Origin of the sequence: Candidatus Methylopumilus universalis (genome assembly GCF_006365315.1) — a bacterium.
Lineage (GTDB): Bacteria > Pseudomonadota > Gammaproteobacteria > Burkholderiales > Methylophilaceae > Methylopumilus > Methylopumilus universalis.
Genome location: NZ_CP040968.1, coordinates 323254 through 345873, shown reverse-complemented (window position 1 = coordinate 345873; position 22620 = coordinate 323254). Strand labels below are relative to the sequence as shown.

Sequence of the window (22620 nt, the reverse complement as noted above, 5' to 3'; positions counted from 1 at the left end):
AAACCTTTTTAAAATTTAGTTAACTTTTGTTGAGAAGGTAATATGAGTTAACCCGGCCTGTCTTGAGGCTTCCATAACATTAATAACGGATTGGTGCTCACATTTCGCGTCTGCATTAATAATCACCGGTATTTCTTTTTCACCTTTTGCTGAATTTTTTAAAGCCGCAACAATAGATTCAAGGCTCTTATTTGGCAAAGGATTATCATTTATAGCGTAGAGACCTTCCGCTGTAATAGACACATTAATAACATTAGGTTTCTTATCAGGGCTATTGGCTTCAGCAGTAGGAAGATTAATTTTTAATTCACTAAATCTAGAAAAGGTTGTACTTACGACAAGGAAAATAATAATAACTAATAAAACGTCGATCAAAGGAACCAAGTTCAATTCCATCTCTTCGTGTTTTTTTCCTCGCTGAAAATTCATATGCAATCCTAATTATTTATTTACGAACGCCCATAGATTCAATCAACTTAAGCGCTTGTTGCTCCATGTCAAAAATTAAATCATCTACTTTGGATCTAAAAAATCGATAAAAAATCATAGCGGGAACCGCCACAACAATACCTGCTGCTGTGTTATAGAGAGCTACTGAAATACCTCTCGCAAATACTGCCACATCATGGCCGCTGTTTGTAAATGAACTAAAAAGATCGACCATACCTATCACCGTACCTAGCAGCCCTAAAAGAGGTGCGACTGCTGCGATCGTTCCAAGTGTTGGTAAGTACTTTTCAAGCTTGTAGTTAACTCCTCTGCCTGACTCTTCTATCGCTTCTTTAATATGAGCTGCAGATGTATTTGAATTAATAAGAGCACTTGCAAAAATTTCACCCAAGAGAGAGTGTTCTTTGATTTTTGCAATCACATCTTTTTTAATTGCGCCTTGATTTAATAACTTTTGAACTTCTGGGAGAAGATCGCTTGGGGCAACAATTTCATGCCTTAAAGACCAAAATCGCTCGCCAATAATTGCCAAAGCGATAATTGATGCGAATATGAGTGGCCAAATCGGCCATCCAGCGGCTAAAATAATTTCCCACATAACTAACTCTCCAAGTATTTGATGGGTATTATTCTATCTTAATATTCGGTTAATTGCTTAAATCAACTTATCTTAATATTCGGTTAATTGCTTAAATAAACTTACGTCTTTTTAAGTTTTCCTTGATTTAATTTATATTGAAACTTTAATTTTGATGCTAGCTGATTATCATGAGTTACCAAGACTAGAGTTGATTGATTCTCTTTGGCTAAATCAAGCAATAAATCAAATACAAAATGTGCTGTTTTACCATCTAAATTTCCTGTGGGCTCATCTGCAAGAATACACTTTGGCTTAGTGATTAAAGACCTCGCGATTGCCACTCTCTGCCTTTCGCCCCCAGATAATTCGGATGGCTTATGAGTGAGCCTTTTACCTAAGCCTATTTTTTTTAATAGGGTCTCAGCTTCCTTAAAAGCCTGTTTGTATGTATGCCTTCTAATTAGCAACGGAATTGCAACATTTTCTATAGCATTGAAATCGCTGAGCAAATGATGAAACTGATACACGAAGCCTAAATGTGTATTTCTCAAAACTCCTAATTCATCTTGACTTAAGCATGAGATATCTTGATCTAAAATTTTTACTTGTCCAGATGAGGGCTTTTCAAGTCCAGCCATAAGATGAAGAAGTGTACTTTTACCAGACCCCGAGACACCAATAATCGCTGTATGGTCTCCCTCGCTGATATTAAGATTTAGCTTGTTAATAATTGCTTCATCTAAACCAGGAAATGTCTTAGATAAATCCTTACAAGCAATAAGTAATTTTTTAATCATGCTTTAACGCCTCAGCAGGTGAAGTGTTAGAAGCTCTTATGCTTGGATAAATTGTGGCAATAATCGATAACAAAATCGAGATAAAGGCTATAACAGTTATATCGCTTAACAAAAGCTTGGAAGGTACTTCAGAAATATAATAAATATCTTTTGATAAAAACTGAACGTTGAATAAATGCTCAATAAAAGGCACGATTGAATGAATGTTTAACGCAACAACAGTCCCTAAAAATACCCCGCTGATAGTTCCGATTATGCCAATTAAAGAACCTTGAATAATAAATATATATAGAATGCTTTTGGGTTTCGCGCCGTATGTTTTAAGAATTGCAATATCTGATCTTTTATCAGTCACCGCCATCACTAAAGTAGAAACGATATTAAATGCTGCAACCGCGATGATCAACATAAGAATGATAAACATCACTCTTTTTTCCATTTGAACAGCCGCAAAAAAATTGGCATGCTTTTTTGTCCAATCACTGACATAAAAAACACCCGATTCCGACAAGCCGTCCGATAATTTTTTTGCGACTAAAGGCGCTAAAAAAAGATCAAGAATCTTTACCCTAACCCCAGAAACAGCATCGTTCATTTGAAGGAATTTCTGGGCGTCCTCCAGATTCATTAGCGCCATGCCGGAATCATATTCATACATTCCAATTTCAAAAATACCTGAAACATTAAATTGTCGCATTCTAGGAAATGTGCCTGCAGGCGTATATGAGCCTTGCGGAATTAAAATATTAACTTTATCTCCAACCACAATACCTAGTTGCTTTGCAGTGTCTATGCCCAAAATCAAATTAAATGTATTAGGTTTTAAATCAGATAATTTACCAACCTTAACTTTCTTTTCCAGGTCATCAACATTGCCCTCAAGTTCTGATGAAATACCTCTTAGCATAATCCCCTGACTTCCGAATTCACTAACCAACATACCCTGACCATCTACATAAGGCGCCGACCCTATTACCTCCGGAGATTCATGAAGTTTTTTTGTTAAGTCTTCCCAATGTGTCAATGTATTATTTGAGCTTGTAATTTCAATATGAGAAGCCACCCCAAGGATTCGTGTGCGAAGTTCATCCTGAAAACCATTCATAACAGATAGAATAATGATGAGCGCTGAAACTCCAAGAGCTATTCCAACCATGCTTGTCATTGAAATAAAAGATATGAAGCTATTTTTTTGCTTAAACTTTATATATCTATAAGCAATCCAAACTTCAAAAGGCAGGTATTTGTTAAGTAAAGACATTTGCTTTATTTTATCAGGGTTATACATTCTAATCTGATAAAATCACCTTATGTTTACAGGCATAATTCAATCCATTGGCTCAATAAAAAAAATTGAATCTTTAAAAAAAGATGCTCGCATTACTGTGGCCTATAAAGCTAATAAAATGGGGACAAGCAACTTGGGCGATAGTATATCTATCAATGGGGTATGCCTTACCATTCAGAAAAAACAAAATAATCAATTTATATTTCATGTATCCGAAGAAACATTAAAAAGAACTATATCTTTCACTGAAAAATCTCTAGTAAATTTAGAGAGTGCCGTTTTATATAATGGAAAAGTAGGCGGCCATTTTGTTACAGGTCATATTGATGGTATAGCAAAAATCAATAGCATTAAAACTAATAGCCAATGTTGGATTTTAGAAATCAAGCCCCCTAAAAAACTACTAAAATTTATTGCTGAAAAGGGATCTGTTGCAATAAATGGCGTAAGCCTTACAGTAAACTCAATTAAAAATGATACTTTTAAAGTAAACATCATTCCATTTACCCTTAAGGAAACTAATTTAGGAAATCTAACCAAGGGAAGTGAAGTTAATATTGAAGTAGATTTGATTGCCAGATACCTTGAAAACATCCTCAAAAGAAAATAAAGAATAGATGATCCGTCCTATAGTTGAAATTATTGAAGATATAAAACAAGGCAAAATGGTTATCCTTGTAGATGAGGAAAATAGAGAAAATGAAGGTGATCTCGTTCTTGCAGCTGAATTTGCTAATTCAGATCATATTAATTTTATGTCTAAATTCGGACGCGGCCTTATTTGTCTCACGCTGACAGAAGAGAAATGCAAAATGCTCGAATTGCCCCTTATGGTTCAAGAAAACGAAACTCGTTTAGGGACTAACTTTACGGTATCTATTGAAGCTGCTGAAGGTGTCACTACTGGAATTTCAGCAAATGACAGAGCCACTACAATTAAAGCTGCAATTCATAAAAATGCCACTTCAAAAAGTATTGTAAGACCCGGCCACATATTCCCATTAATATCTAAAAAAGGTGGCGTGCTTGTTAGGGCTGGCCATACTGAAGCTGGATGTGATCTTGCTCATCTTGCAGGCCTTGAATCAGCATCAGTGATATGTGAGATTCTTAATGAAGATGGAAATATGGCAAGACTTCCAGATTTAATTAAATTTTCAGAGCAGCATAATATTAAAATTGGAACAATTGCAGATCTCATCGAATACCGAAGAAAAAATGAAAAATTAATCGAAAAATTAATCGAAAAAAACATCTTAACGCCTTATGGCGAAATGAAATTAATTTTATATAAAGACAAAATCTTAGAAGAAATTCATATCGCACTTGTTAAGGGCGAAATTCAAAAAGATAAAGAAACTATTGTAAGAGTGCATGAACCTTTATCGGTGATAGATCTTTTAGATATAGAAGACAAAAAACACTCATGGAATGCTTTGAAGGCTATCAAAAAAATAAGTGAGGATGGCGGTGTATTGGTCTTTATAAACCACAATACAAACACCAATGATCTTCTAAATATTTTAAAAACAGAAAACACCCTGCCACTTAAGAGTCATAATGATTTAAGAAATTATGGGATTGGGTCTCAAATACTGGTAGATTTAGGAGTTAGAAAAATGAAGCTACTTTCCGCTCCAAGAAAGATGCCAAGCATGATTGGCTTTGGACTTGAAATTACAGGTTATTTAGAAAATTAATATGTGTCATTAATAAATTATGCTAGAATGGCGACATTGAAAAATTATAGAAAAAATAATTTTAAAGCACACTGTCAAACTGACTTCATGTCAGTTTTTTTTTCGAAAAAAACTTCCCTTGTTAGCTTAAATTTAGAATTAAGCTCGACCAAATTACCATGTTAAATATTGAAAATCATCAAGTGATTAGTAAGCAAAGAGAAGGGAATATCATAGGATTTGATTTTGGACAACGGCGCATAGGGGTTGCGATTGGAAACAATGTATCCAAGACAGCTCAGGCTTTAATAACAATCGAATCTGCAACGAATAATCAAAAATTCGAAGCTATTCAAAAAATTATGGAAGAATGGATGCCTGTGTCTATTGTTGTTGGGGTTCCATTTAATGTAGACGGGTCTGAACATAAAGTCACTAATCTATCTAAAAAATTCGCTAAGCAACTAGAGGAAAAATACTCACTCCCCACTCATCTTATTGATGAACGCTATACTTCAATAGAAGCTAGTCATGAGCTTAAAGATAAAAAAATTGATGTAAAGAAAAAGAAACTATTAATTGACCAGATAGCTGCCAAAATTATTTTACAATCTTATCTTGATCAAATTTAAGTTAAAAAATGAATCTACCTAACGCAGAAAATCTTATAGAAAGCCTAAAAAATAAAATCAATGAAGTGATTGATGACAACACTGTTCTTATTGGTGTGCAGCGCGGCGGGGAACTTATTCTTCAAAAAATTTTACCTGGCTTAAGAAATACCGTCGCAACAGGCTCAATTGATACATCTTTCTATAGGGATGATTTTTCCAGTCGCGGCTTAAAAATAAAAAACAAGCCTTCAAAAATTGATACGGAAATTAATGGCAAGCATATTATTCTTATTGATGATGTGTTTTCTTCAGGAAGAACTGTAAGAGCTGCCATGAATGAAATTTTTGATTATGGAAGACCTGACAAAATTACACTAGCTGTTTTAATTGACAGAAATGAGCAAGAGCTTCCTATTGCTCCGCAGATTTGTATCGAAAAAATTAGCCTCAATAAAGATCAACATTTAGAGCTTATATTGGATGAGAATAAAAAATTTGCCTTTCAGCTAAAGGAATCTCATGTTTAATCCCCAGCTAAATAATAAAGGCAATTTAAATCATCTTTTATCTATTGAAGGTTTGTCAAAAGATAAAATTATCCAAATCTTGGATACAGCGGAATCATTCTTAAAAATAGGCGAGAGAGATGTTAAAAAAGTTCCTATTTTAAGAGGCAAAACAGTATGTAATGTTTTCTTTGAAAATAGCACAAGAACTAGAACTACTTTCGAGATTGCCGCCAAAAGACTCTCTGCTGATGTCATTAACCTAAATGTTGCTACCTCGTCTCAATCTAAGGGTGAAACTGTTTTAGATACAATCAATAATTTGATTGCTATGAATGCAGATATTTTTGTTGTAAGGCATTCATCATCAGGCGCAGTTCATTTTATCGCATCTCATGTAAAGCCAAATATTCACATTATCAATGCAGGTGACGGAAATCACTCCCACCCCACCCAAGGTCTTCTTGATGCTTTTACTATAAGAAAATACAAAACAAACTTTAATAAGCTAAAAGTGGCTATCGTCGGAGATATTCTAAATTCTAGAGTTGCACGATCTAATATTCACGCATTAAATATACTGGGCGTTCCTGAAGTCAGAGTGATTGCTCCCAAAACATTACTTCCCGATGAAATTGAAAAGCTAGGGGTACATGTTTTTTACGATATCGACAAAGGACTTAAAGATGTAGATGTGATTATGATGCTAAGGATTCAAAATGAAAGAATGGATGGAATCATGTTGCCTTCCCAAGAAGAATACTTCAAAACTTATGGATTAAATCAAGCGCGATTAGATTTGGCGAAAAAAGATGCAATAGTTATGCATCCGGGTCCAATGAATAGAGGAGTTGAAATTGATTCAGTAGTAGCTGACAGTGAGCAATCTGTCATCCTTCCCCAAGTGACTTTTGGTATAGCTGTAAGAATGGCTGTGATGGCAATTTTAGCTGGACAACATTCATGAGTATTCTAATCAAAAATGGTCGAGTGATTGACCCAAAAAATAATATAGATGACATATTAGATATATTGGTCGTAGATGGAAAAATTACGGAGCTAAATAAAAATTTAGACTCAAAAAAAGCAAAGCAGATAATTGACGCCTCAAAAAAAATAGTTATACCAGGCATTATTGACCTTCAATTAAATTTAAGAGAGCCAGGCAACCAATATAAGTCAACATTAGAAAGTGAAATGAAAGCTGCAAATGCTGGTGGAGTCACTGGCATGGTTTGTCCTCCAGACACAACGCCGATTCTAGATGAGCCAGGCCTTGTGAAAATGCTAAAGAATAAATCAGAGGCACTTAAATTAGGTAATGTATATCCTCTTGGAGCTATCACTCAAAAATTGAATGGGAAATTATTAACCGAAATAAACGATTTATACGAATCTGGGTGTATTGGTTTTTCTCAAGCAGAAAAGCCAATACAAGACACTGAAGTTTTATATAGATCATTTCAATATCTCTCCACATTCAATTTAAAAGCATTTTTAAGAGCAGAGGATGCTTATTTATCAGAAAAAGGCATTATAAATGCCGGTGAAATCTCAACTCGACTTGGATTAAAAGGTATTCAAAGCATAAGTGAAACTACTGCTATTAATAAAATACTGGAAATAGCTCATTTAACCAAAACGAAGATTCATTTGAATAAAATATCAACTGCTGATGGATTAAATTTAATAAAAATAGCTAAAAAAAATGGTGTCAATGTAACTTGTGACGTTTCTATCCATCAAATTTTTCTTACAGACAATGATATTGGCTTTTTTAACACTAACTGTTTTTTAAAGCCTCCTTTAAGAAAAGAATCTGATCGAATGAAGATTATTGATTCAATTATTGACGGCACAATTGATGCAATATGTTCAGACCATTCACCAGTAAATGAAGATAATAAGTTAAAACCTTTCGCCGAGTCTGAATATGGTGCATCAAGCGTAGAGCTTCTGATGCCTCTTGTATACAAGCTATCCGAGGATTACAAAATAGACTTAGGCTTGCTAATCAATAAAATAACGAATCAGCCTTCAAGCATTTTGGAAATTAATAAGGGAAGTCTCTCGGTTAATTCGGATGCAGATATTTGTATATTTAACCCCGAACATTCATGGGAAATAAATTCAAAAACTTTAATTAGTGAAGGTAAAAATACACCATTTTTGAACCAAAATTTTACTGGAAAAGTATCGAGTACTTTTTTTAACGGTAATATTGTCTTTATTGGCACTTAGAAATTTAAAAAATTAAATAAAAAAACTAATTTTCGCGCGAAAAGTAATATGAAAATAATTGCAATAAAAACTTGACTAGGTTTAAAAAGAAGTCCATATTTACACTTGCATTTGCAGTAAAAAAAATTTTTTTTATTCTTTGGAGTATTTTTAAATGATCAAAAAATTAATTTCAGCAATTTTTGGTTCTTCAAAACCAGCAGAAACTAATAGCACACTTCCAGCAACAATTTCTAAACCTTCAACATCAGTTAGCGCTAAGAAAAAACCAGCAGCTAAGAAAAAACCAGCAGCTAAGAAAAAACCAGCAGCTAAGAAAAAACCAGCAGCTAAGAAAAAACCAGCAGCTAAGAAAAAACCAGCAGCTAAGAAAAAACCAGCAGCTAGAAAACCAGCAGCTAAGAAAAAACCAGCAGCTAAGAGAAAACCAGCAGCTAAGAGAAAACCAGCAGCTAAGAGAAAACCAGCAGCTAAGAGAAAACCAGCAGCTAAGAAATAAATATTACGGGACTTTAGGTCCCGTTTTTATTAGCAAGTTCTTTGTTGCTAAACAAACTAAAACCAAGCAAACTTCTTTTTTGCTTGGTTTTTTTATTTAAATAATGCCTACAATTTCTTCAAACATTGCTCGAATCAATGAAAGCATTCTAGAGGCTTCTGTTATTAGTAATTTTCCTGAGAAAGTTACTCTGGTTGCCGTAAGCAAGGGTCATTCTTTTGATAAAATTATTGAAGCCTTTAATGCCGGAATCATAAATTTTGGAGAAAACTATCTTCAAGAAGCGCTTAATAAAAAATTACATTTAGAAGAGTTTGCAATTCAGTGGCATTTTTTAGGGCCCATTCAAAGTAATAAATGTAGACTTATCGCAGAAAACTTCGATTGGGTGCATAGCGTAGATAGAATAAAAGTCATGAAACTTCTTAATGATTTTCGACCTTCAAATGCTCCCCCTTTAAATATCTGCATTCAAATTAATTCAAGTGGCGAAGATACTAAGAGCGGCATCGGGATGAATGATGCACAATCACATTTAATGGATCTTGTTAGCGCACTCAAAGAACTTCCTAAACTTAAACTAAGAGGTATTATGTCTATACCTACCAATACAGAAAGTAGCGAACAAGTCATTAATGAATTTAAATCCATGTATATGCTTTATTCCAAATTAAAAAATCAAATTGATACTGTTGATACATTGTCTATGGGAATGTCAAATGACTTCAAACCAGCGATTGAGCATGGTTCAAATCTTGTTAGAGTAGGTACCGCTATTTTTGGGGCGCGAGCAATGAAAACTCAAGGGGACGATAATTGAATATTTGTTTTTTAGGTGGTGGAAACATGGCTGCAGCTATAATTGGCGGCTTATTAAATAAAAATTATAGTCCTGCGCTTATTCGTGTGATTGAATCTGATAGTAAAAAAAGATTAGTCATTGAGAATAAATTCAAAGTTTCTTCAATGGCGGAATTTAAAAAAATTGATAAAGATGAAATTATTGTACTTGCCGTTAAGCCCCAACAAGCTGAATCTCTTCTTAAATCAATTTCCACTGAAATTTCCGAACAACTTATTTTATCTATTGCAGCAGGTATTCAAATCGAATCCATTGGGAAGTGGGCACGCGGTCATAAAAATATTGTGAGGTCTATGCCTAATGTGTGCGCTCAAATTCAGCTTGGTGTAACGGCTCTTTTTACCAAAGAAGTTTTGGATACAAAAACCAAATTAGCGGTCGAAGAAATTGTGAGCGCCATTGGAGAGTTTATTTGGTTAGATGATGAATCTAAAATGGATGCTGTTACAGCAATCTCAGGAAGTGGGCCGGCTTATATATTCTATTTTCTCAATGCATTTATTGAATCAGCGATTGAATTAGGCTTATCAAGAAATGAGGCTGAAAAATTATGTGGCAAAACTTTGCTCGGCTCATCTCATTTGGCTTTGGATCAATTAAATGACCTTCAAAATCTCATTTTATCTGTCGCTTCAAAAGGTGGCACAACAGAAGAAGGCTTGAAGCAACTTGAATCATATAAATTAAATGAAATGCTTTTAAAGGCTACTCGTGCTGCTTATGAAAAATCAAAAAAAATTGGCTTAGAGTTTAATTAATTAAATGCAAAAAAGTAAAGTCATTGTAGGTTTATCAGGCGGCGTTGACTCTTCTGTAGCTGCTTTACTCTTAAAAAACCAAGGTTATAAAGTCGTTGGTCTCTTCATGAAAAATTGGGAAGATGACGATGATGATGAGTATTGCTCAAGCAAACAAGATCTTTTGGATGCAGTATCTGTTGCCGATAAAATTGGCATTGATATTGAAGTAGTAAACTTCAGCAAAGAATATAAGGAAAAGGTATTTTCTGAATTTATTAATGAAATTAAAAGTGGCAGAACTCCGAATCCAGATATTTTATGTAATTCTGAAATTAAATTTAATGCTTTTTTAAATCATGCAATTTCAATGGGGGCCGACAAGATTGCGACTGGTCATTACGCACAAATAAAAGAAGCAGATGGCCTTTATAGGCTTCTTAAAGCAGACGATTCAACAAAAGATCAAAGTTATTTCTTGTATCGCCTTAATCAACATCAACTCTCAAAGTCTTTATTTCCTTTAGGTAATCTTCTTAAAAAAGATGTAAGGGAGATTGCTAAAAAAGAAGGCTTACATAACAGCGATAAAAAAGACTCGACGGGTATATGTTTTATTGGCGAAAGACCCTTTACAGAATTTTTGAATAAATACATAGAGAATTCTCCAGGCCCCATTAAAGATGAACACGGAAAGACTTTGGGAGAGCATATAGGCCTTATGTTTTATACTCTTGGCCAAAGACAGGGGCTTGGCATCGGCGGCTCCAAAACAAGCAATGGTGAGCCTTGGTTTGTAGTTGAAAAAAATATTAAAGAAAATGTACTTATTGTTGCTCAAGGGCATACCCATCCCCTGTTATTTAAAGATGGATTAGTTGCGAAGAAAGCTCACTGGATAGATGGGGCGTTACCAGAAAAACATTGGGTGTATGGTGCTAAAACAAGATACCGCCAACCTGATGCCCCCTGTGAAATTGATATGATAAAAGATGATTCAGTTGAAATATTTTTTGGGCAAAAACAATGGGCCATTACCCCGGGTCAATCTGTGGTAGTTTATGAGAGCAATGTATGTTTAGGCGGAGCTATTATTGAAAGTGCTATAGATAAGGCTCAGGAACCGTTGTCTGAAAAGATGGTCGCTGCATAAGCAATTCGTGCAAGTCATATAGATTTAGATATTCATTCTTAAAGTCAATTTCAGGATATCTTAATTGAACGTATCCCAAAGCACTTCCGACTGCTATATCAGCATATGAAAATGTATCCTCTAGGTAATATTGTTTGCCTTCCATCTCTCGATTAAGCCATTTAAGGCTTAGCCTAATCTTTTTCATTTGCTTTTCAAAAACATCAGGATTCTGTTGAGAGGCCGGCCTTCTTTTTTCCAACATAATTGCAACTGCTGCATCGCATAATCCATCAGCTATAGCTTCCCATCTTTTTAGTAATATTTTTTTATCAAAATCACTAGGTATTAAATAAAGCGGGCCACTCTTATGGTCCACATATTCAGCTATCACTGGTGAATCAAAAATTGATATATCGTTTATCACTAATGTAGGCACTTTAGCTAAAGGATTGTATTCGTGAATAGTGCAATTTTTATTAGCAAGTACCACCTTCTCTAAAGTCACTGCAACTTTTTTCTCATCAATTAAAATTCTTATTTTTCTAGCGTACGGGCTATTGTTTGAATAAAAAAGCTTCATTTTTCTCTCAATTAAAAAAACTAAATTTATTATAATTTGATAAGCTTCTACATTATGCAAAGATCAAAAATAAATAAGAAAACTTTGATTGAAGCCATTCGAAAAAATATCAAAACGGCGCTCCAGGAAGATATAGCCAATATTGATTTATCGGCCCAACTTATCGAAGCAAAATCGTTTGCAATGGCTTATGTTAAATCTAAAGAGTCAGCCATCATTTCTGGCATTCCTTGGTTTAACTCTACCTTCTTGATGCTAGACCCAAAAATCAAAATAAAGTGGCTTGTTAAAGAAGGTGAAATTATAAAAAAAAATCAAAGGCTTTGTGAGATTTACGGAAGAGCAAGACCGATTCTCACTGGAGAAAGGGTAGCGCTTAATTTCTTACAAACTCTATCTGCTACATCAACGATTACACAGCAATATGTCAAAGCTATTTCAAACACTGATGCAAAAATCTTTGATACACGCAAAACAATCCCGGGGTTAAGAATTGCACAAAAATATGCTGTCACGATCGGGGGCGGCAATAATCAGCGTATTGGACTTTATGATCAAATACTTATCAAAGAAAACCATATTAAATCCACTAAAAAAATAGATAATTTACTTCCCCTCGCCCTGAAACATGCCAAAAATAAAGATATTCAAATTGAAGTTGAAAATCTTGATCAACTGAAAAAATTTCTTGAACTAGGCTTTAAAAATATATTGTTAGATAACTTTAATATTAAAAATCTTAATAAAGCTGTACTTATTAATAAAAAAAGAGCGATTCTTGAGGCGTCAGGAAACATTACGCTAAAAAATGTTAAAAAAATTGCACTCACGGGCGTAAATAGAATCTCTCTAGGCTCACTCACAAAAAATATCAAAGCAATTGATTTATCTATGAAAATTGAGACTTTTAAAAGTCTCTAAACTTGACCAAATACGCTTAAAGCGTTAAGGTTGAGGGTTTATAGCTATCTCATTAATTACAATCAATAATTCTATGAACTCAAATCACATTTCTGGAGCAGAAATTGTTATTCGATGCCTTCACGAGGAAAAAGTCAAATTCGTCTTTGGTTATCCTGGTGGCGCTGTCCTTAATATTTATGATGCTGTTTTTCAGCAAAATAAATTTAAGCATGTCCTAGTTCGTCATGAACAAGCAGCCGTTCATGCGGCTGATGCATACTCAAGATCTACTGGAAAAGTTGGCGTCGCTCTTGTAACTTCAGGCCCAGGAGCTACCAATGCTGTGACAGGTATTGCTACAGCCTATATGGACTCCATTCCTATGGTGATTATTAGCGGTCAAGTTCCAACTTACGCTATTGGGCAAGACGCCTTTCAGGAATGTGACACGGTAGGTATTACTCGTCCATGTGTAAAACACAATTTCTTAGTTAAAGATATTAAAGACATTGCATCTACAATGAAAAAAGCTTTTTATGTTGCATCGAGCGGAAGGCCTGGTCCTGTTTTGGTTGATATCCCAAAAGACATCACAGCCGAAAAATATGAGTTTAACTACCCTAAATCAGTTCATTTAAGATCTTATAACCCTATTATTAAGGGACATAGCGGCCAAATCAAAAAAGCATTGTCACTTCTTTTAAGTGCAAAAAAACCAATGATCTACTCAGGTGGTGGCGTTGTATTGGGTGATGCCTCTTCACAATTAACTAAATTTGTTCGTACTATTGGAGCTCCTATAACAAGCACGCTTATGGGCTTGGGTGGCTTTCCAGCAAGTGATAAGCAATTTCTAGGTATGTTAGGTATGCATGGCACCTATGAAGCGAATATGGCTATGCAAGAATGTGATGTATTGTTGGCTGTTGGCGCTCGTTTCGACGACAGAGTGATTGGTAATCCGGAGCATTTTTTATCCAAACCAAAAACAATCATTCATATCGACATAGATCCATCATCCATCTCTAAAAGAGTGAAGATTGATATACCTATCGTAGGCGATGTCATTTCAGTTCTTACCGAACTTAATGATCTTTTATCTAAAGAAAAAATAAAACAAAATACATCTCTTAAGCATTGGTTTAAAGAAATTGACCAATGGAGATCGTTGAATTGCCTAAATTTTAAAAATGACAAAAAACTCATTAAGCCTCAATTTGTTATTCAAACCCTTCATCAGGTCACAAAAGGCGATGCCTTTATTACTTCTGATGTAGGTCAACATCAAATGTGGGCAGCGCAATACTATCCATTTGATAAACCTAGAAGATGGATTAATTCTGGTGGACTTGGAACCATGGGAGTTGGATTACCTTATGCGATGGGTGCTCAATTAGCTCATCCTGATGCTCAGGTTGCTTGTGTTACCGGTGAAGCTTCTATACAAATGTGTATTCAAGAGCTATCTACATGCAAACAATTTCATTTACCTATCAAGATTATTAATCTTAATAATCGATACATGGGAATGGTAAGGCAGTGGCAAGAATTTTTTTATGGTAATCGCTACGCAGAATCCTATATGGAAGCATTGCCTGATTTTGTAAAATTAGCCGAAGCTTATGGCCATGTTGGAATGAAAATCGAAAAACCAAGTGATGTGGAACCAGCTCTCAAAGAAGCTTTTAGCAGCAAACTAAAAGAGCGCTTGGTCTTTATGGACTTTATTACAGATCAAAAAGAAAATGTATTTCCAATGATTCCTAATGGAAAAGGCTTGTCAGAAATGATTACAGCTGAGGATCTATAAATGAGACATATTATTTCTCTTTTAATGGAAAATGAATCTGGTGCTTTATCCAGAGTTTCAGGGTTATTCTCTGCGAGGGGTTACAACATTGAATCTTTGACTGTTGCACCTACCGAAGATGCAACGCTCTCAAGAATGACGATTGTGACTTCTGGTTCAGATGAAATTATTGAACAAATCATTAAACAACTTAATAAATTAATTGATGTTGTAAAAGTATTAGATTTAAATGATGGCAAATTTATTGAGCGGGAACTAATGATAGTTAAAGTTAAAGCAAATGCTCAGTATCGGGATGAGATGCAAAGAATGTGTGATATTTTCCGAGGCCGAATTATCGATGTTTCTGACAGCTCATTTACTATTGAGATAACAGGATCATCTAGCAAATTAGACGCTTATATTGAAAGCATTGATAAAGCTGCTATTTTAGAAACAGTCAGAACTGGTGCGTCAGGAATTGGACGCGGTGATAGAATTTTAAAAGTATAAATTAAAACTGAAAGGTTATTATGAAGGTTTACTACGATAAAGATGCTGATTTAAATTTAATTAAAAAATTGAATGTTGTTATTGTTGGTTACGGCTCACAGGGCCACGCTCACGCAGCCAATCTTAAAGAATCAGGCGTCAACGTCACTGTTGCTCTTAGAAAAGGTGGCGCATCATGGGATAAAGCCAAAAGTGCAGGACATAACGTTTTAGAAATTAATGAAGCTGTCAAAAATGCTGATGTCGTAATGCTTTTAATACCCGATGAAACAATGCCTCAGATTTTCCATCAAGAAGTTGCGCCATTCTTGAAAAAAAATGCTGTATTAGCTTTCGCTCACGGATTTAATATTCACTACAACCAAATTATTCCAAGGGATGATCTGGATGTCATTATGATCGCACCAAAAGGTCCTGGTCATACAGTGCGCTCAGAATATCTTAAAGGTGGTGGCGTGCCTTCATTAATTGCTATCTATCAAAACAAATCTGGCAAAGCAAAAGAAATTGCACTTTCATATGCGGCTGCAAACGGCGGCACTAAAGGGGGCGTCATTGAAACAGATTTCCGTGAGGAAACTGAAACTGATTTATTTGGAGAACAAGCTGTTTTATGTGGTGGCGCAGTTGAGCTTGTCAAAGCAGGTTTTGAAACATTAACTGAAGCAGGCTACGCTCCAGAAATGGCTTATTTTGAATGCTTGCATGAGCTGAAACTTATTGTAGATTTAATGTACGAAGGTGGTATTGCTAATATGAACTACTCTATCTCAAATAACGCTGAATTCGGAGAGTACGTAACTGGCCCTAAAGTTATCGGCAATGAAGCCAAGTTAGCTATGAAAGAAGCTTTAAAAAATATTCAAAATGGAGAATATGCGAAACGTTTTATCCTTGAAGGAAAAACTAACTATCCAGAAATGACCGCAAGACGAAGACTCAACGCTGAACATCCTATCGAAAAAGTTGGCTCGCAACTTAGATCAATGATGCCTTGGATCGCTAAGAATAAGCTCGTTGATCAAAGTAAAAACTAGCTCCATGGCAAAAAGAGCTTACCCAATCATAGCAAAAGAAGGCTGGCCATTTCTAATAGCATCTATTGTCATATCAGCTTTTGTATTTAATCTATGTGCTTTGTGGTCAATTCCTCTTTGGGTAATCTCTTTATTTATTTTGCAATTTTTTAGAGATCCCAAAAGAAGCACGCCCTCTAAAAAAAATATGGTGGTATCAGCAGCTGATGGCAAAGTAATTGTGATTGAAAAATGTAAAGACGATTATCTTAATAGACGCGCAATTAAAGTAAGTGTCTTTATGAATGTCTTTAATGTGCACTCTAATAAAAGCCCGATCAAATCAATTATTATGAATAAATGGTATTTTCCTGGAAAATTTTTAAATGCAGCTCTATCAAAAGCTTCTTTGGAAAACGAAAGATGCGCGCTTCACTTAAAAACAAAAGAAGGTTTTGATATTACTTGCGTTCAAATTGCAGGGTTAATTGCTAGAAGAATTTTATGCTACGCAAATAAAGGTGATGCATTAGAAGTCGGTGAAAGGTATGGCTTTATAAGATTTGGTTCACGTGTTGACTTGTATTTACCTATCAATTCAAAGATAAAAGTTACTTTGGGCGACAAAGTTTTTAATGGTGAAACAATTATTGCTGAATTAAAAAAATAGACTAATTATCTATAAACAATCGAAGTTCGTTCAAAGCAAGCCTATAAACATCTCTCTTAAATTCAATCACCTCATCAAGAGGCAGCCAGTAATCATGCCAGCGCCATGCATCAAACTCAGGCTTCTTAGTGTTTCTTAAAAAGATATCGGTATCTTGCCCCTTCATTCGTAAGAGATACCATATTTGTTTTTGGCCTTTGTAAACACCTCTAAAATCTCTCCGAAGCCATTGAGAAGGCACTTCATATTTTAACCAGTCCTTTGTACGGCCAAGTATTTCTACATGATGTGGTTTTAACCCAACCTCCTCCATCAGCTCTCTATACATAGCCTCTTCTGGTGCCTCGCCTTTTTGAATGCCGCCTTGAGGGAATTGCCATGCATGCTCTTGTGTTCGTTTAGCCCAAAAAACCTGATTCTCGGCATTGCAAATGACAATACCAACATTTGGCCGATAACCATCTTTATCAATCATAAAGCCACCCTAAGTATTTCTTTAATTTTTTCATAGATTTAGTTTAAATAAAAGCAAGAATTAAAGCTAGAATCTATTATGAAAAAAATTAAATTATGAATTTTAAAAAACTTATTTCACTCGCTCTATATTTATTACTTTGTGCTTGCTCAAGCACACCTATTGCTTACATAACCAATCAAGGCTCTGATACCGTAAGCATTGTTAATTTAAAAGAAAAAAAAGTCATTCAAGAAATTTCAGTAGGCAAAGGGCCTGTCGGAATTGCTATTTCTCTAAAAAAATCCTATGCATTTATTACAAACTCAAATGATGCCTCTGTAAATGTTTTAGATCTTCAACATAATCGTATTATTAAAACAATAAAGATTGGCGGAACACCAGTAGGAATTACCAAGTCAACCAATGAAGACTTCATCTATGTGAGTGATTGGTTTAATAGTGAAATTCTTATAATCGAAACAAAATCTTTAACAATTATTAAAAAAATAGCGGTTGGCAAATCTCCATCTGGCATGATATGTGACGCTGAGGGTAAATATCTTTTTATTTCTAATCGCGATGAGAATACTGTCGAAATATATAACCAATTTGACTTGAATCTCGTTAAGAAAATTAAGGTAGGCAATCATCCTTACGGCCTCTTCTTAAGCAAAAACTTACTTTTTGTTGTTAATGTTTTAGATGACTCAATATCTATCGCGAATACCCAATCATTCGCTACAGAAACTATTAAAGTTGGAGATCACCCTTATGGGGTTGTATCTGATACAAGAAACCAATTTGCATTTGTTACAAACACTCAAGATGACAATGTAAGTGTTATTGATCTTAAGATGAAAAAAGAAATTAAAAAAATCAAAGTAGGTGGAAATCCTGAAGGTATTGATATTGATGAAAGAGATAATATATTAGTCACTTCAAATTGGAGAAGTGACTCTATTTCGATCATTGACTTGGCTAAACATGAATATCTCTATGAAATTAAAACTGGGAAGCAAAGTCGATCTTTTGGTCAATTTATCAAAATTGACTAATGTAATATATAAAAACAATTTATAATTATCCAGTTTACTAAACACCAAAAGGCTCTATTCAAATGAAAAAAATTATTATTGGCTTTTTCCTTTTATTCGTATCAATTAATGTATTTGCTCATGGTCCATCGCCCCAGAAAGTTGAAAAATCGATCAAAATTAATGCGTCGCCTGATAAGGTCTGGGCAATCATTAAAGATTTTGGTAATTTTCAAAAATGGCAACCACTTGTAACTGATAGCAAAGTAGAAAAAAAAGGTGAGGATACCCTGAGAACGCTTACACTAAAATCTGGTGGTAAGGTCGTTGAGAGGCTTAAAGGTGTCGATGAAGAGGCTATGAAGTTAAAATATGAAATCTTAGAAGGCGCAGTCCCTGTGGCAGACTATAACTCATTTATTGTTGTAGCAAAGGGTTCTGGCCCTAATGAATCTTCTGTAACATGGGTAGGACGTTTTTATAGAGTTTACAAACTCAATCCACCAATTCCACCTGGTCAAGATGATGAGACAGCAATTAAAGCTGTGACTGAAATGTATGATTCAGGACTTCCGGCACTTAAGAAATTAGCTGAAACGAAATAAAATAACTTACGCATAAAAAAGCAGAATTTAATTCTGCTTTTTTTATTTATGACACACATTATTATTGACTCTATTGAATCACCCATAGGCTCAGTCATATTTCTTCATGGTCTAGGGGCTGATGGATTTGATTTCAAAGCTATCTTCGAAAGATCGCAGTTCAATAAAATTCGATTTATCCTGCCTCATGCCCCTTATCAGCCAGTCTCGATCAACCAAGGTTTTGAAATGAGGGCTTGGTATGATTTGTATGATCTATCTTTGGAAAAAGATGAAGATGAATTGGGGATGCAAAAATCAAGTTTAATCATTCAAAAGTTGATTGAAGAGCAAATTTCCCTGGGTATCCCTTCAGAAAAAATTGTTATTGGAGGCTTTTCTCAAGGGGCTGTAATGAGTTTTTACTTAGGATTAAAATACCATAAAAAATTAGGTGGTATTGTGGCCTTGTCAGGCTACCTTCCTTTAAAAGACAAGCTTATATCATCTATAAAAGATGATTTAATTAAGACACCAATCTTTATGGCTCATGGCCTATATGATAATGTTATAGATATACAAATTGCCGACCGCTCATTTAAAAAACTAATAGCAAGGTTTAATTCTACGAACTTTGAAAAATACCCTATGGGCCATGAGGTATGTGAAAAAGAAATCGATGACTTATCAACTTTCTTCAACCAAACATTCAAATAAAGATAATTTTTATGAATAAAAATTCACTCGAAGTAAATCTTAAAGAGCTTGAGTCTATCGTGTCAAAAATGGAACAAGGCGATATGGCGCTTGAAGACTCGATCAAATCTTATGAAAAAGGCATGCTTCTTCTTAAATCATGCCAAGACTCCCTAAAAGAAATCGAGCAAAAAGTTTTGGTACTTTCTGCAGAAAATACTCTCGAAAAATTCAAGCCTACTAATGAGTAATTTTCATGATTGGCTTTCTAAGAAACAAGCATTTGTTGAATCTTTGCTTGTAAAAAACTTGCCTCAAACTAGCGATGAAACTCATTTAAATGAAGCAATAAAATATAGCGTTCTAAACGGCGGAAAAAGAATGCGTTCATTACTTATACTTGCGATCGCTGAAATTGTTGAAGTACCGCCGAATGCAATTGAAAAAATTATATGCGCTGTAGAATTCATACATGCTTACTCTTTAGTTCATGATGATATGCCTTGCATGGATAACGACGATTTGAGAAGAGGAAAATTGTCTTGCCATAAAAAGTTTAGCGAAAGCACCGCCCTTCTGGTTGGAGACTCGTTGCAGTCAATTGCTTTTTCTCTTCTATCTTCACCGTCTCTTCAGATTAAACCTGAAAATCAGTTAAAGATTATTCACACACTCTCTAATGCTATTGGTATTGAAGGTATGGCAAAAGGCCAGGCTTTAGATATTAATAATACCAACAAAAAAATCTCATTGGATGAGCTTAAAATCATGCATCAATTTAAAACTGGCGCTCTGATTAATAGCGCATGTTTGATGACAGTGCTAGCTTCTAATAATTATGATAAAAATACGCTAGATATAATAGATACTTATTCAAAATCAATTGGCCTTATGTTTCAAATTAAAGATGATATTCTTGATAAAGAGGCAAGCCAAGAGTCTTTAGGTAAAACACCTGGTAAGGATGAAAAAGATAATAAAGCTACTTTTTTATCTTTATTAGGTATTTCTAAATCAAAAAAATTAGCCGCTAAATATTATGAAGAAGCTTTAACGGCAATTAAGCCTTTTGGTGATAAGGCATATTATTTGTCTAGTATGGCTGAATTAATAATGACACGATCACACTGACATGAATCTCCTTGATAAAATTAATTCGCCAAAAGATTTAAAAAAACTCAGTCGCAGCGAGCTTGTTACATTATGTGATGAGGTAAGAAGCTTTATTATTGAAAGCGTTTTAAAAACAGGTGGTCATCTTTCATCAAATCTAGGTGTTATTGAACTTACTGTAGCGCTCCATTATGTTTTTGATTGTCCTCAAGATAAATTTATATGGGATGTTGGGCATCAAACTTACCCCCATAAAATTCTGACTGGCAGAAAAAAGAAAATGGGCTCTTTAAGAGCTTTGGATGGAATTTCAGGTTTCCCAAAAATATCAGAAAGTGATTATGATATTTTTGGGACTGGGCACTCAAGCACTTCAATTTCAGCTGCTTTAGGCATGGCCGAAGCTCTTAAAAAGAAAAATTTAGATCACAAAGCAATTGCAATTATTGGGGATGGCGCCATGACTGCTGGCATGGCTTTTGAAGGTCTTAATAATGCTGGCGACTCAAAAAATAATATCTTGGTTATTTTAAACGATAATGATATGTCAATTTCTAAAAACGTAGGTGCGCTTAATAACTATCTAGCAAAGCTCATGTCAGGCAATCTTTATGGAAGTATTAAACGTTCGAGTAAGGTAGTTTTATCAGCCATCCCTCCTATGCTTGAATTTGCAAAGCGTGCTGAAGAACATGTGAAAGGTATGGTAATTCCAGGTACTTTATTTGAGGAGTTTGGGTTTAACTATATTGGCCCTATTGATGGTCACGATCTTAACGCACTGGTTGATACCCTAAATAATCTTAAGGCACTTCAAGGGCCGCAGCTCCTTCATGTGGCAACGCAAAAAGGATTTGGTTATGAGCCTGCAGAGACTGATCCCAATAAATTTCATGGTGTAGGTCAATTCAGCTTGAGTGACGGCGCTCAGCCATTAAAAATGAAAAAGGTTACTTATACCGATGTCTTCGGGGATTGGATTGTTGACATGGCTATGATTGATAAAAAGCTATGTGCTATTACCCCGGCTATGTTAGATGGATCTGGTCTAAATAAATTTTCGGAAAAATTTCCTGATCGTTTTTTTGATGTAGGCATTGCAGAACAACATGCAATAACTTTTGCGGCTGGGCTTGCCTGTGAAAATTACAAACCTGTAATTGCTATTTACTCAACCTTTCTTCAAAGAGCTTATGATCAATTAATACATGATGTTGCATTGCAAAACATTCCAATGCTTTTTGCAATAGATAGGGCTGGCATTGTAGGGCAAGATGGCCCGACACATTCAGGAAGTTTCGATTTATCGTTCCTAAGGTGTATTCCGAACATTCTTATTATGGCGCCAAGCAATGAAAATGAATGTCGGCAAATGCTTTTTACCGGATTTAAATTCAAAGGTATTTCAGTGGTTCGTTATCCAAGAGGTCCAGGTCCAGGATCTGCTATTAAATCTAAAATGACAACTATCCCTATTGGTAAAGCTGAAGTTATAAGAAAAGGTCGCACGATTGCATTATTGGCTTTTGGTAATATGTTAGAGGAAGCTTTAAAAGCTGGAGACAAAATTAATGCTACTGTCGTGAATATGAGATTTATTAAACCACTCGATATTAAATTAATTAGAGATTTGGGCTCATCACATAAACTTCTTGTAACCTTGGAAGAAAATACAACATCTGGTGGCGCTGGTTCAGCTGTTTTAGAAGTCATCAGTGAATATGATTTAAAATGTCAATCGCTTCGCATTGGCATACCTGATAAGTTTGTCGAACAAGGGAGTCAGGAACAGTTACGTAAAAAATATGGTTTAGATGCAGCATCTATTATTAAATCAATTGAGAAAAAATTAACCTAGTGTTACACTCAAGTATTAC

Annotated in this window: 27 protein-coding genes; 21 read left to right on the top strand and 6 right to left on the bottom strand. The window is 34.9% G+C overall.

Annotation, left to right across the window (positions count from 1 at the left end):
* Positions 1-15: 15 nt before the first annotated feature.
* The 4 genes from FIT79_RS01940 to FIT79_RS01925 all read right to left on the bottom strand — a co-directional run bounded on the left by FIT79_RS01940 (position 16) and on the right by FIT79_RS01925 (position 3088).
* Positions 16-429: an ExbD/TolR family protein gene (locus tag FIT79_RS01940; protein ID WP_139867195.1), complete on the bottom strand. Its 414-nt coding sequence runs from the start codon at positions 427-429 to the stop codon at positions 16-18.
* Between the two features lie 16 nt (positions 430-445).
* The gene (locus tag FIT79_RS01935) at positions 446-1048 is read right to left on the bottom strand and encodes a MotA/TolQ/ExbB proton channel family protein (RefSeq protein ID WP_139867193.1); all 603 of its coding nucleotides are present in this window, start codon (positions 1046-1048) and stop codon (positions 446-448) included.
* Positions 1049-1149: 101 nt separating this feature from the next.
* Entirely contained in the window at positions 1150-1827 is a 678-nt protein-coding gene (locus FIT79_RS01930) for an ABC transporter ATP-binding protein (protein WP_189340269.1), read from the bottom strand.
* A complete protein-coding gene (locus tag FIT79_RS01925; protein ID WP_139875447.1) occupies positions 1820-3088 on the bottom strand; it encodes a lipoprotein-releasing ABC transporter permease subunit in 1269 nt (422 codons plus the stop codon). Before FIT79_RS01925 ends, FIT79_RS01930 begins: the two co-directional genes overlap by 8 nt.
* Positions 3089-3137: 49 nt before the next feature.
* On the opposite strand from FIT79_RS01925, the gene FIT79_RS01920 reads away from it, so the two are divergent.
* The 10 genes from FIT79_RS01920 (at position 3138) to mnmA (ending at position 11406) form a co-directional block, all read left to right on the top strand.
* Positions 3138-3725 (top strand): riboflavin synthase, encoded by a 588-nt coding sequence (locus FIT79_RS01920; RefSeq protein ID WP_139870114.1) that lies wholly within the window; start codon positions 3138-3140, stop codon positions 3723-3725.
* Positions 3726-3732: 7 nt separating this feature from the next.
* The gene (gene ribBA / locus FIT79_RS01915) at positions 3733-4815 is read left to right on the top strand and encodes a bifunctional 3,4-dihydroxy-2-butanone-4-phosphate synthase/GTP cyclohydrolase II (RefSeq protein ID WP_139875446.1); all 1083 of its coding nucleotides are present in this window, start codon (positions 3733-3735) and stop codon (positions 4813-4815) included.
* A 158-nt stretch (positions 4816-4973) separates the two neighbouring features.
* Complete coding sequence (gene ruvX / locus FIT79_RS01910; RefSeq protein ID WP_139867185.1) at positions 4974-5426, top strand: Holliday junction resolvase RuvX; 453 nt, start codon at positions 4974-4976, stop codon at positions 5424-5426.
* Between the two features lie 8 nt (positions 5427-5434).
* Positions 5435-5935 (top strand): bifunctional pyr operon transcriptional regulator/uracil phosphoribosyltransferase PyrR, encoded by a 501-nt coding sequence (pyrR, locus tag FIT79_RS01905; protein WP_139875445.1) that lies wholly within the window; start codon positions 5435-5437, stop codon positions 5933-5935.
* Positions 5928-6881: an aspartate carbamoyltransferase catalytic subunit gene (locus tag FIT79_RS01900; RefSeq protein ID WP_139875444.1), complete on the top strand. Its 954-nt coding sequence runs from the start codon at positions 5928-5930 to the stop codon at positions 6879-6881. The genes pyrR and FIT79_RS01900 overlap by 8 nt, the downstream gene beginning before the upstream one ends.
* Positions 6878-8155, top strand: coding sequence for a dihydroorotase (locus FIT79_RS01895; protein WP_139875443.1), 1278 nt, complete (start codon positions 6878-6880; stop codon positions 8153-8155). Before FIT79_RS01900 ends, FIT79_RS01895 begins: the two co-directional genes overlap by 4 nt.
* Before the next feature lie 154 nt (positions 8156-8309).
* Entirely contained in the window at positions 8310-8654 is a 345-nt protein-coding gene (locus FIT79_RS01890) for a hypothetical protein (protein ID WP_189644863.1), read from the top strand.
* 103 nt (positions 8655-8757) lie between these two features.
* Complete coding sequence (locus FIT79_RS01885) at positions 8758-9474, top strand: YggS family pyridoxal phosphate-dependent enzyme (RefSeq protein WP_139875442.1); 717 nt, start codon at positions 8758-8760, stop codon at positions 9472-9474.
* Positions 9475-9500: 26 nt separating this feature from the next.
* Positions 9501-10274: a pyrroline-5-carboxylate reductase gene (proC, locus tag FIT79_RS01880; protein ID WP_139875441.1), complete on the top strand. Its 774-nt coding sequence runs from the start codon at positions 9501-9503 to the stop codon at positions 10272-10274.
* A 4-nt stretch (positions 10275-10278) separates the two neighbouring features.
* Positions 10279-11406, top strand: a complete 1128-nt coding sequence (gene mnmA / locus FIT79_RS01875) for a tRNA 2-thiouridine(34) synthase MnmA (protein WP_139867173.1) — start codon at positions 10279-10281, stop codon at positions 11404-11406.
* On the opposite strand, the gene FIT79_RS01870 is transcribed toward mnmA, so the two are convergent.
* The gene (locus FIT79_RS01870) at positions 11357-11968 is read right to left on the bottom strand and encodes a glutathione S-transferase family protein (protein ID WP_139875440.1); all 612 of its coding nucleotides are present in this window, start codon (positions 11966-11968) and stop codon (positions 11357-11359) included. The genes mnmA and FIT79_RS01870 overlap by 50 nt on opposite strands.
* A gap of 54 nt (positions 11969-12022) precedes the next feature.
* On the opposite strand from FIT79_RS01870, the gene nadC reads away from it, so the two are divergent.
* The 5 genes from nadC to FIT79_RS01845 all read left to right on the top strand — a co-directional run bounded on the left by nadC (position 12023) and on the right by FIT79_RS01845 (position 16859).
* The gene (nadC, locus tag FIT79_RS01865; protein ID WP_139875439.1) at positions 12023-12889 is read left to right on the top strand and encodes a carboxylating nicotinate-nucleotide diphosphorylase; all 867 of its coding nucleotides are present in this window, start codon (positions 12023-12025) and stop codon (positions 12887-12889) included.
* 73 nt (positions 12890-12962) lie between these two features.
* Positions 12963-14681 (top strand): acetolactate synthase 3 catalytic subunit, encoded by a 1719-nt coding sequence (locus tag FIT79_RS01860; RefSeq protein WP_139875438.1) that lies wholly within the window; start codon positions 12963-12965, stop codon positions 14679-14681.
* The gene (ilvN, locus tag FIT79_RS01855; protein WP_139867165.1) at positions 14682-15173 is read left to right on the top strand and encodes an acetolactate synthase small subunit; all 492 of its coding nucleotides are present in this window, start codon (positions 14682-14684) and stop codon (positions 15171-15173) included.
* Between the two features lie 20 nt (positions 15174-15193).
* Positions 15194-16210, top strand: a complete 1017-nt coding sequence (gene ilvC, locus FIT79_RS01850; RefSeq protein ID WP_139867163.1) for a ketol-acid reductoisomerase — start codon at positions 15194-15196, stop codon at positions 16208-16210.
* 4 nt (positions 16211-16214) lie between these two features.
* On the top strand, positions 16215-16859 hold the full coding sequence (locus FIT79_RS01845; RefSeq protein WP_139870104.1) for a phosphatidylserine decarboxylase: 645 nt from the start codon (positions 16215-16217) through the stop codon (positions 16857-16859).
* A 1-nt stretch (position 16860) separates the two neighbouring features.
* On the opposite strand, the gene FIT79_RS01840 is transcribed toward FIT79_RS01845, so the two are convergent.
* The gene (locus FIT79_RS01840) at positions 16861-17334 is read right to left on the bottom strand and encodes an RNA pyrophosphohydrolase (RefSeq protein WP_139867159.1); all 474 of its coding nucleotides are present in this window, start codon (positions 17332-17334) and stop codon (positions 16861-16863) included.
* A gap of 95 nt (positions 17335-17429) precedes the next feature.
* Between FIT79_RS01840 and FIT79_RS01835 the strand changes: the two genes are divergently transcribed.
* From FIT79_RS01835 to dxs, 6 genes are all read left to right on the top strand, one after another.
* On the top strand, positions 17430-18371 hold the full coding sequence (locus FIT79_RS01835; protein ID WP_139875437.1) for a YncE family protein: 942 nt from the start codon (positions 17430-17432) through the stop codon (positions 18369-18371).
* Positions 18372-18433: 62 nt separating this feature from the next.
* Positions 18434-18955: an SRPBCC family protein gene (locus tag FIT79_RS01830; RefSeq protein WP_139875436.1), complete on the top strand. Its 522-nt coding sequence runs from the start codon at positions 18434-18436 to the stop codon at positions 18953-18955.
* Between the two features lie 48 nt (positions 18956-19003).
* The gene (locus tag FIT79_RS01825) at positions 19004-19651 is read left to right on the top strand and encodes an alpha/beta hydrolase (protein ID WP_139875435.1); all 648 of its coding nucleotides are present in this window, start codon (positions 19004-19006) and stop codon (positions 19649-19651) included.
* 11 nt (positions 19652-19662) lie between these two features.
* The gene (gene xseB, locus FIT79_RS01820) at positions 19663-19881 is read left to right on the top strand and encodes an exodeoxyribonuclease VII small subunit (RefSeq protein ID WP_139867152.1); all 219 of its coding nucleotides are present in this window, start codon (positions 19663-19665) and stop codon (positions 19879-19881) included.
* Complete coding sequence (locus FIT79_RS01815) at positions 19874-20761, top strand: polyprenyl synthetase family protein (RefSeq protein ID WP_139875434.1); 888 nt, start codon at positions 19874-19876, stop codon at positions 20759-20761. The genes xseB and FIT79_RS01815 overlap by 8 nt, the downstream gene beginning before the upstream one ends.
* A gap of 1 nt (position 20762) precedes the next feature.
* Complete coding sequence (gene dxs, locus FIT79_RS01810) at positions 20763-22601, top strand: 1-deoxy-D-xylulose-5-phosphate synthase (RefSeq protein WP_139875433.1); 1839 nt, start codon at positions 20763-20765, stop codon at positions 22599-22601.
* The last annotated feature ends 19 nt before the right edge of the window (positions 22602-22620 follow it).

Coding starts and splice junctions, on each gene's coding strand:
- proC (WP_139875441.1), top strand. CDS start 9,501: ATGGCTGCAGCTATAATTGGCGGCTTATTAAATAAAAATTATAGTCCT.
- nadC (WP_139875439.1), top strand. CDS start 12,023: ATGCAAAGATCAAAAATAAATAAGAAAACTTTGATTGAAGCCATTCGA.
- FIT79_RS01825 (WP_139875435.1), top strand. CDS start 19,004: ATGACACACATTATTATTGACTCTATTGAATCACCCATAGGCTCAGTC.
- FIT79_RS01940 (WP_139867195.1), bottom strand. CDS start 429: ATGAATTTTCAGCGAGGAAAAAAACACGAAGAGATGGAATTGAACTTG.
- ruvX (WP_139867185.1), top strand. CDS start 4,974: ATGTTAAATATTGAAAATCATCAAGTGATTAGTAAGCAAAGAGAAGGG.
- FIT79_RS01860 (WP_139875438.1), top strand. CDS start 12,963: ATGAACTCAAATCACATTTCTGGAGCAGAAATTGTTATTCGATGCCTT.
- FIT79_RS01885 (WP_139875442.1), top strand. CDS start 8,758: ATGCCTACAATTTCTTCAAACATTGCTCGAATCAATGAAAGCATTCTA.
- xseB (WP_139867152.1), top strand. CDS start 19,663: ATGAATAAAAATTCACTCGAAGTAAATCTTAAAGAGCTTGAGTCTATC.
- FIT79_RS01870 (WP_139875440.1), bottom strand. CDS start 11,968: ATGAAGCTTTTTTATTCAAACAATAGCCCGTACGCTAGAAAAATAAGA.
- dxs (WP_139875433.1), top strand. CDS start 20,763: ATGAATCTCCTTGATAAAATTAATTCGCCAAAAGATTTAAAAAAACTC.
- FIT79_RS01845 (WP_139870104.1), top strand. CDS start 16,215: ATGGCAAAAAGAGCTTACCCAATCATAGCAAAAGAAGGCTGGCCATTT.
- FIT79_RS01900 (WP_139875444.1), top strand. CDS start 5,928: ATGTTTAATCCCCAGCTAAATAATAAAGGCAATTTAAATCATCTTTTA.
- ribBA (WP_139875446.1), top strand. CDS start 3,733: ATGATCCGTCCTATAGTTGAAATTATTGAAGATATAAAACAAGGCAAA.
- FIT79_RS01935 (WP_139867193.1), bottom strand. CDS start 1,048: ATGTGGGAAATTATTTTAGCCGCTGGATGGCCGATTTGGCCACTCATA.
- pyrR (WP_139875445.1), top strand. CDS start 5,435: ATGAATCTACCTAACGCAGAAAATCTTATAGAAAGCCTAAAAAATAAA.
- FIT79_RS01895 (WP_139875443.1), top strand. CDS start 6,878: ATGAGTATTCTAATCAAAAATGGTCGAGTGATTGACCCAAAAAATAAT.
- ilvN (WP_139867165.1), top strand. CDS start 14,682: ATGAGACATATTATTTCTCTTTTAATGGAAAATGAATCTGGTGCTTTA.
- FIT79_RS01890 (WP_189644863.1), top strand. CDS start 8,310: ATGATCAAAAAATTAATTTCAGCAATTTTTGGTTCTTCAAAACCAGCA.
- FIT79_RS01815 (WP_139875434.1), top strand. CDS start 19,874: ATGAGTAATTTTCATGATTGGCTTTCTAAGAAACAAGCATTTGTTGAA.
- FIT79_RS01920 (WP_139870114.1), top strand. CDS start 3,138: ATGTTTACAGGCATAATTCAATCCATTGGCTCAATAAAAAAAATTGAA.
- FIT79_RS01930 (WP_189340269.1), bottom strand. CDS start 1,827: ATGATTAAAAAATTACTTATTGCTTGTAAGGATTTATCTAAGACATTT.
- FIT79_RS01925 (WP_139875447.1), bottom strand. CDS start 3,088: ATGTCTTTACTTAACAAATACCTGCCTTTTGAAGTTTGGATTGCTTAT.
- mnmA (WP_139867173.1), top strand. CDS start 10,279: ATGCAAAAAAGTAAAGTCATTGTAGGTTTATCAGGCGGCGTTGACTCT.
- FIT79_RS01835 (WP_139875437.1), top strand. CDS start 17,430: ATGAATTTTAAAAAACTTATTTCACTCGCTCTATATTTATTACTTTGT.
- FIT79_RS01830 (WP_139875436.1), top strand. CDS start 18,434: ATGAAAAAAATTATTATTGGCTTTTTCCTTTTATTCGTATCAATTAAT.
- FIT79_RS01840 (WP_139867159.1), bottom strand. CDS start 17,334: ATGATTGATAAAGATGGTTATCGGCCAAATGTTGGTATTGTCATTTGC.
- ilvC (WP_139867163.1), top strand. CDS start 15,194: ATGAAGGTTTACTACGATAAAGATGCTGATTTAAATTTAATTAAAAAA.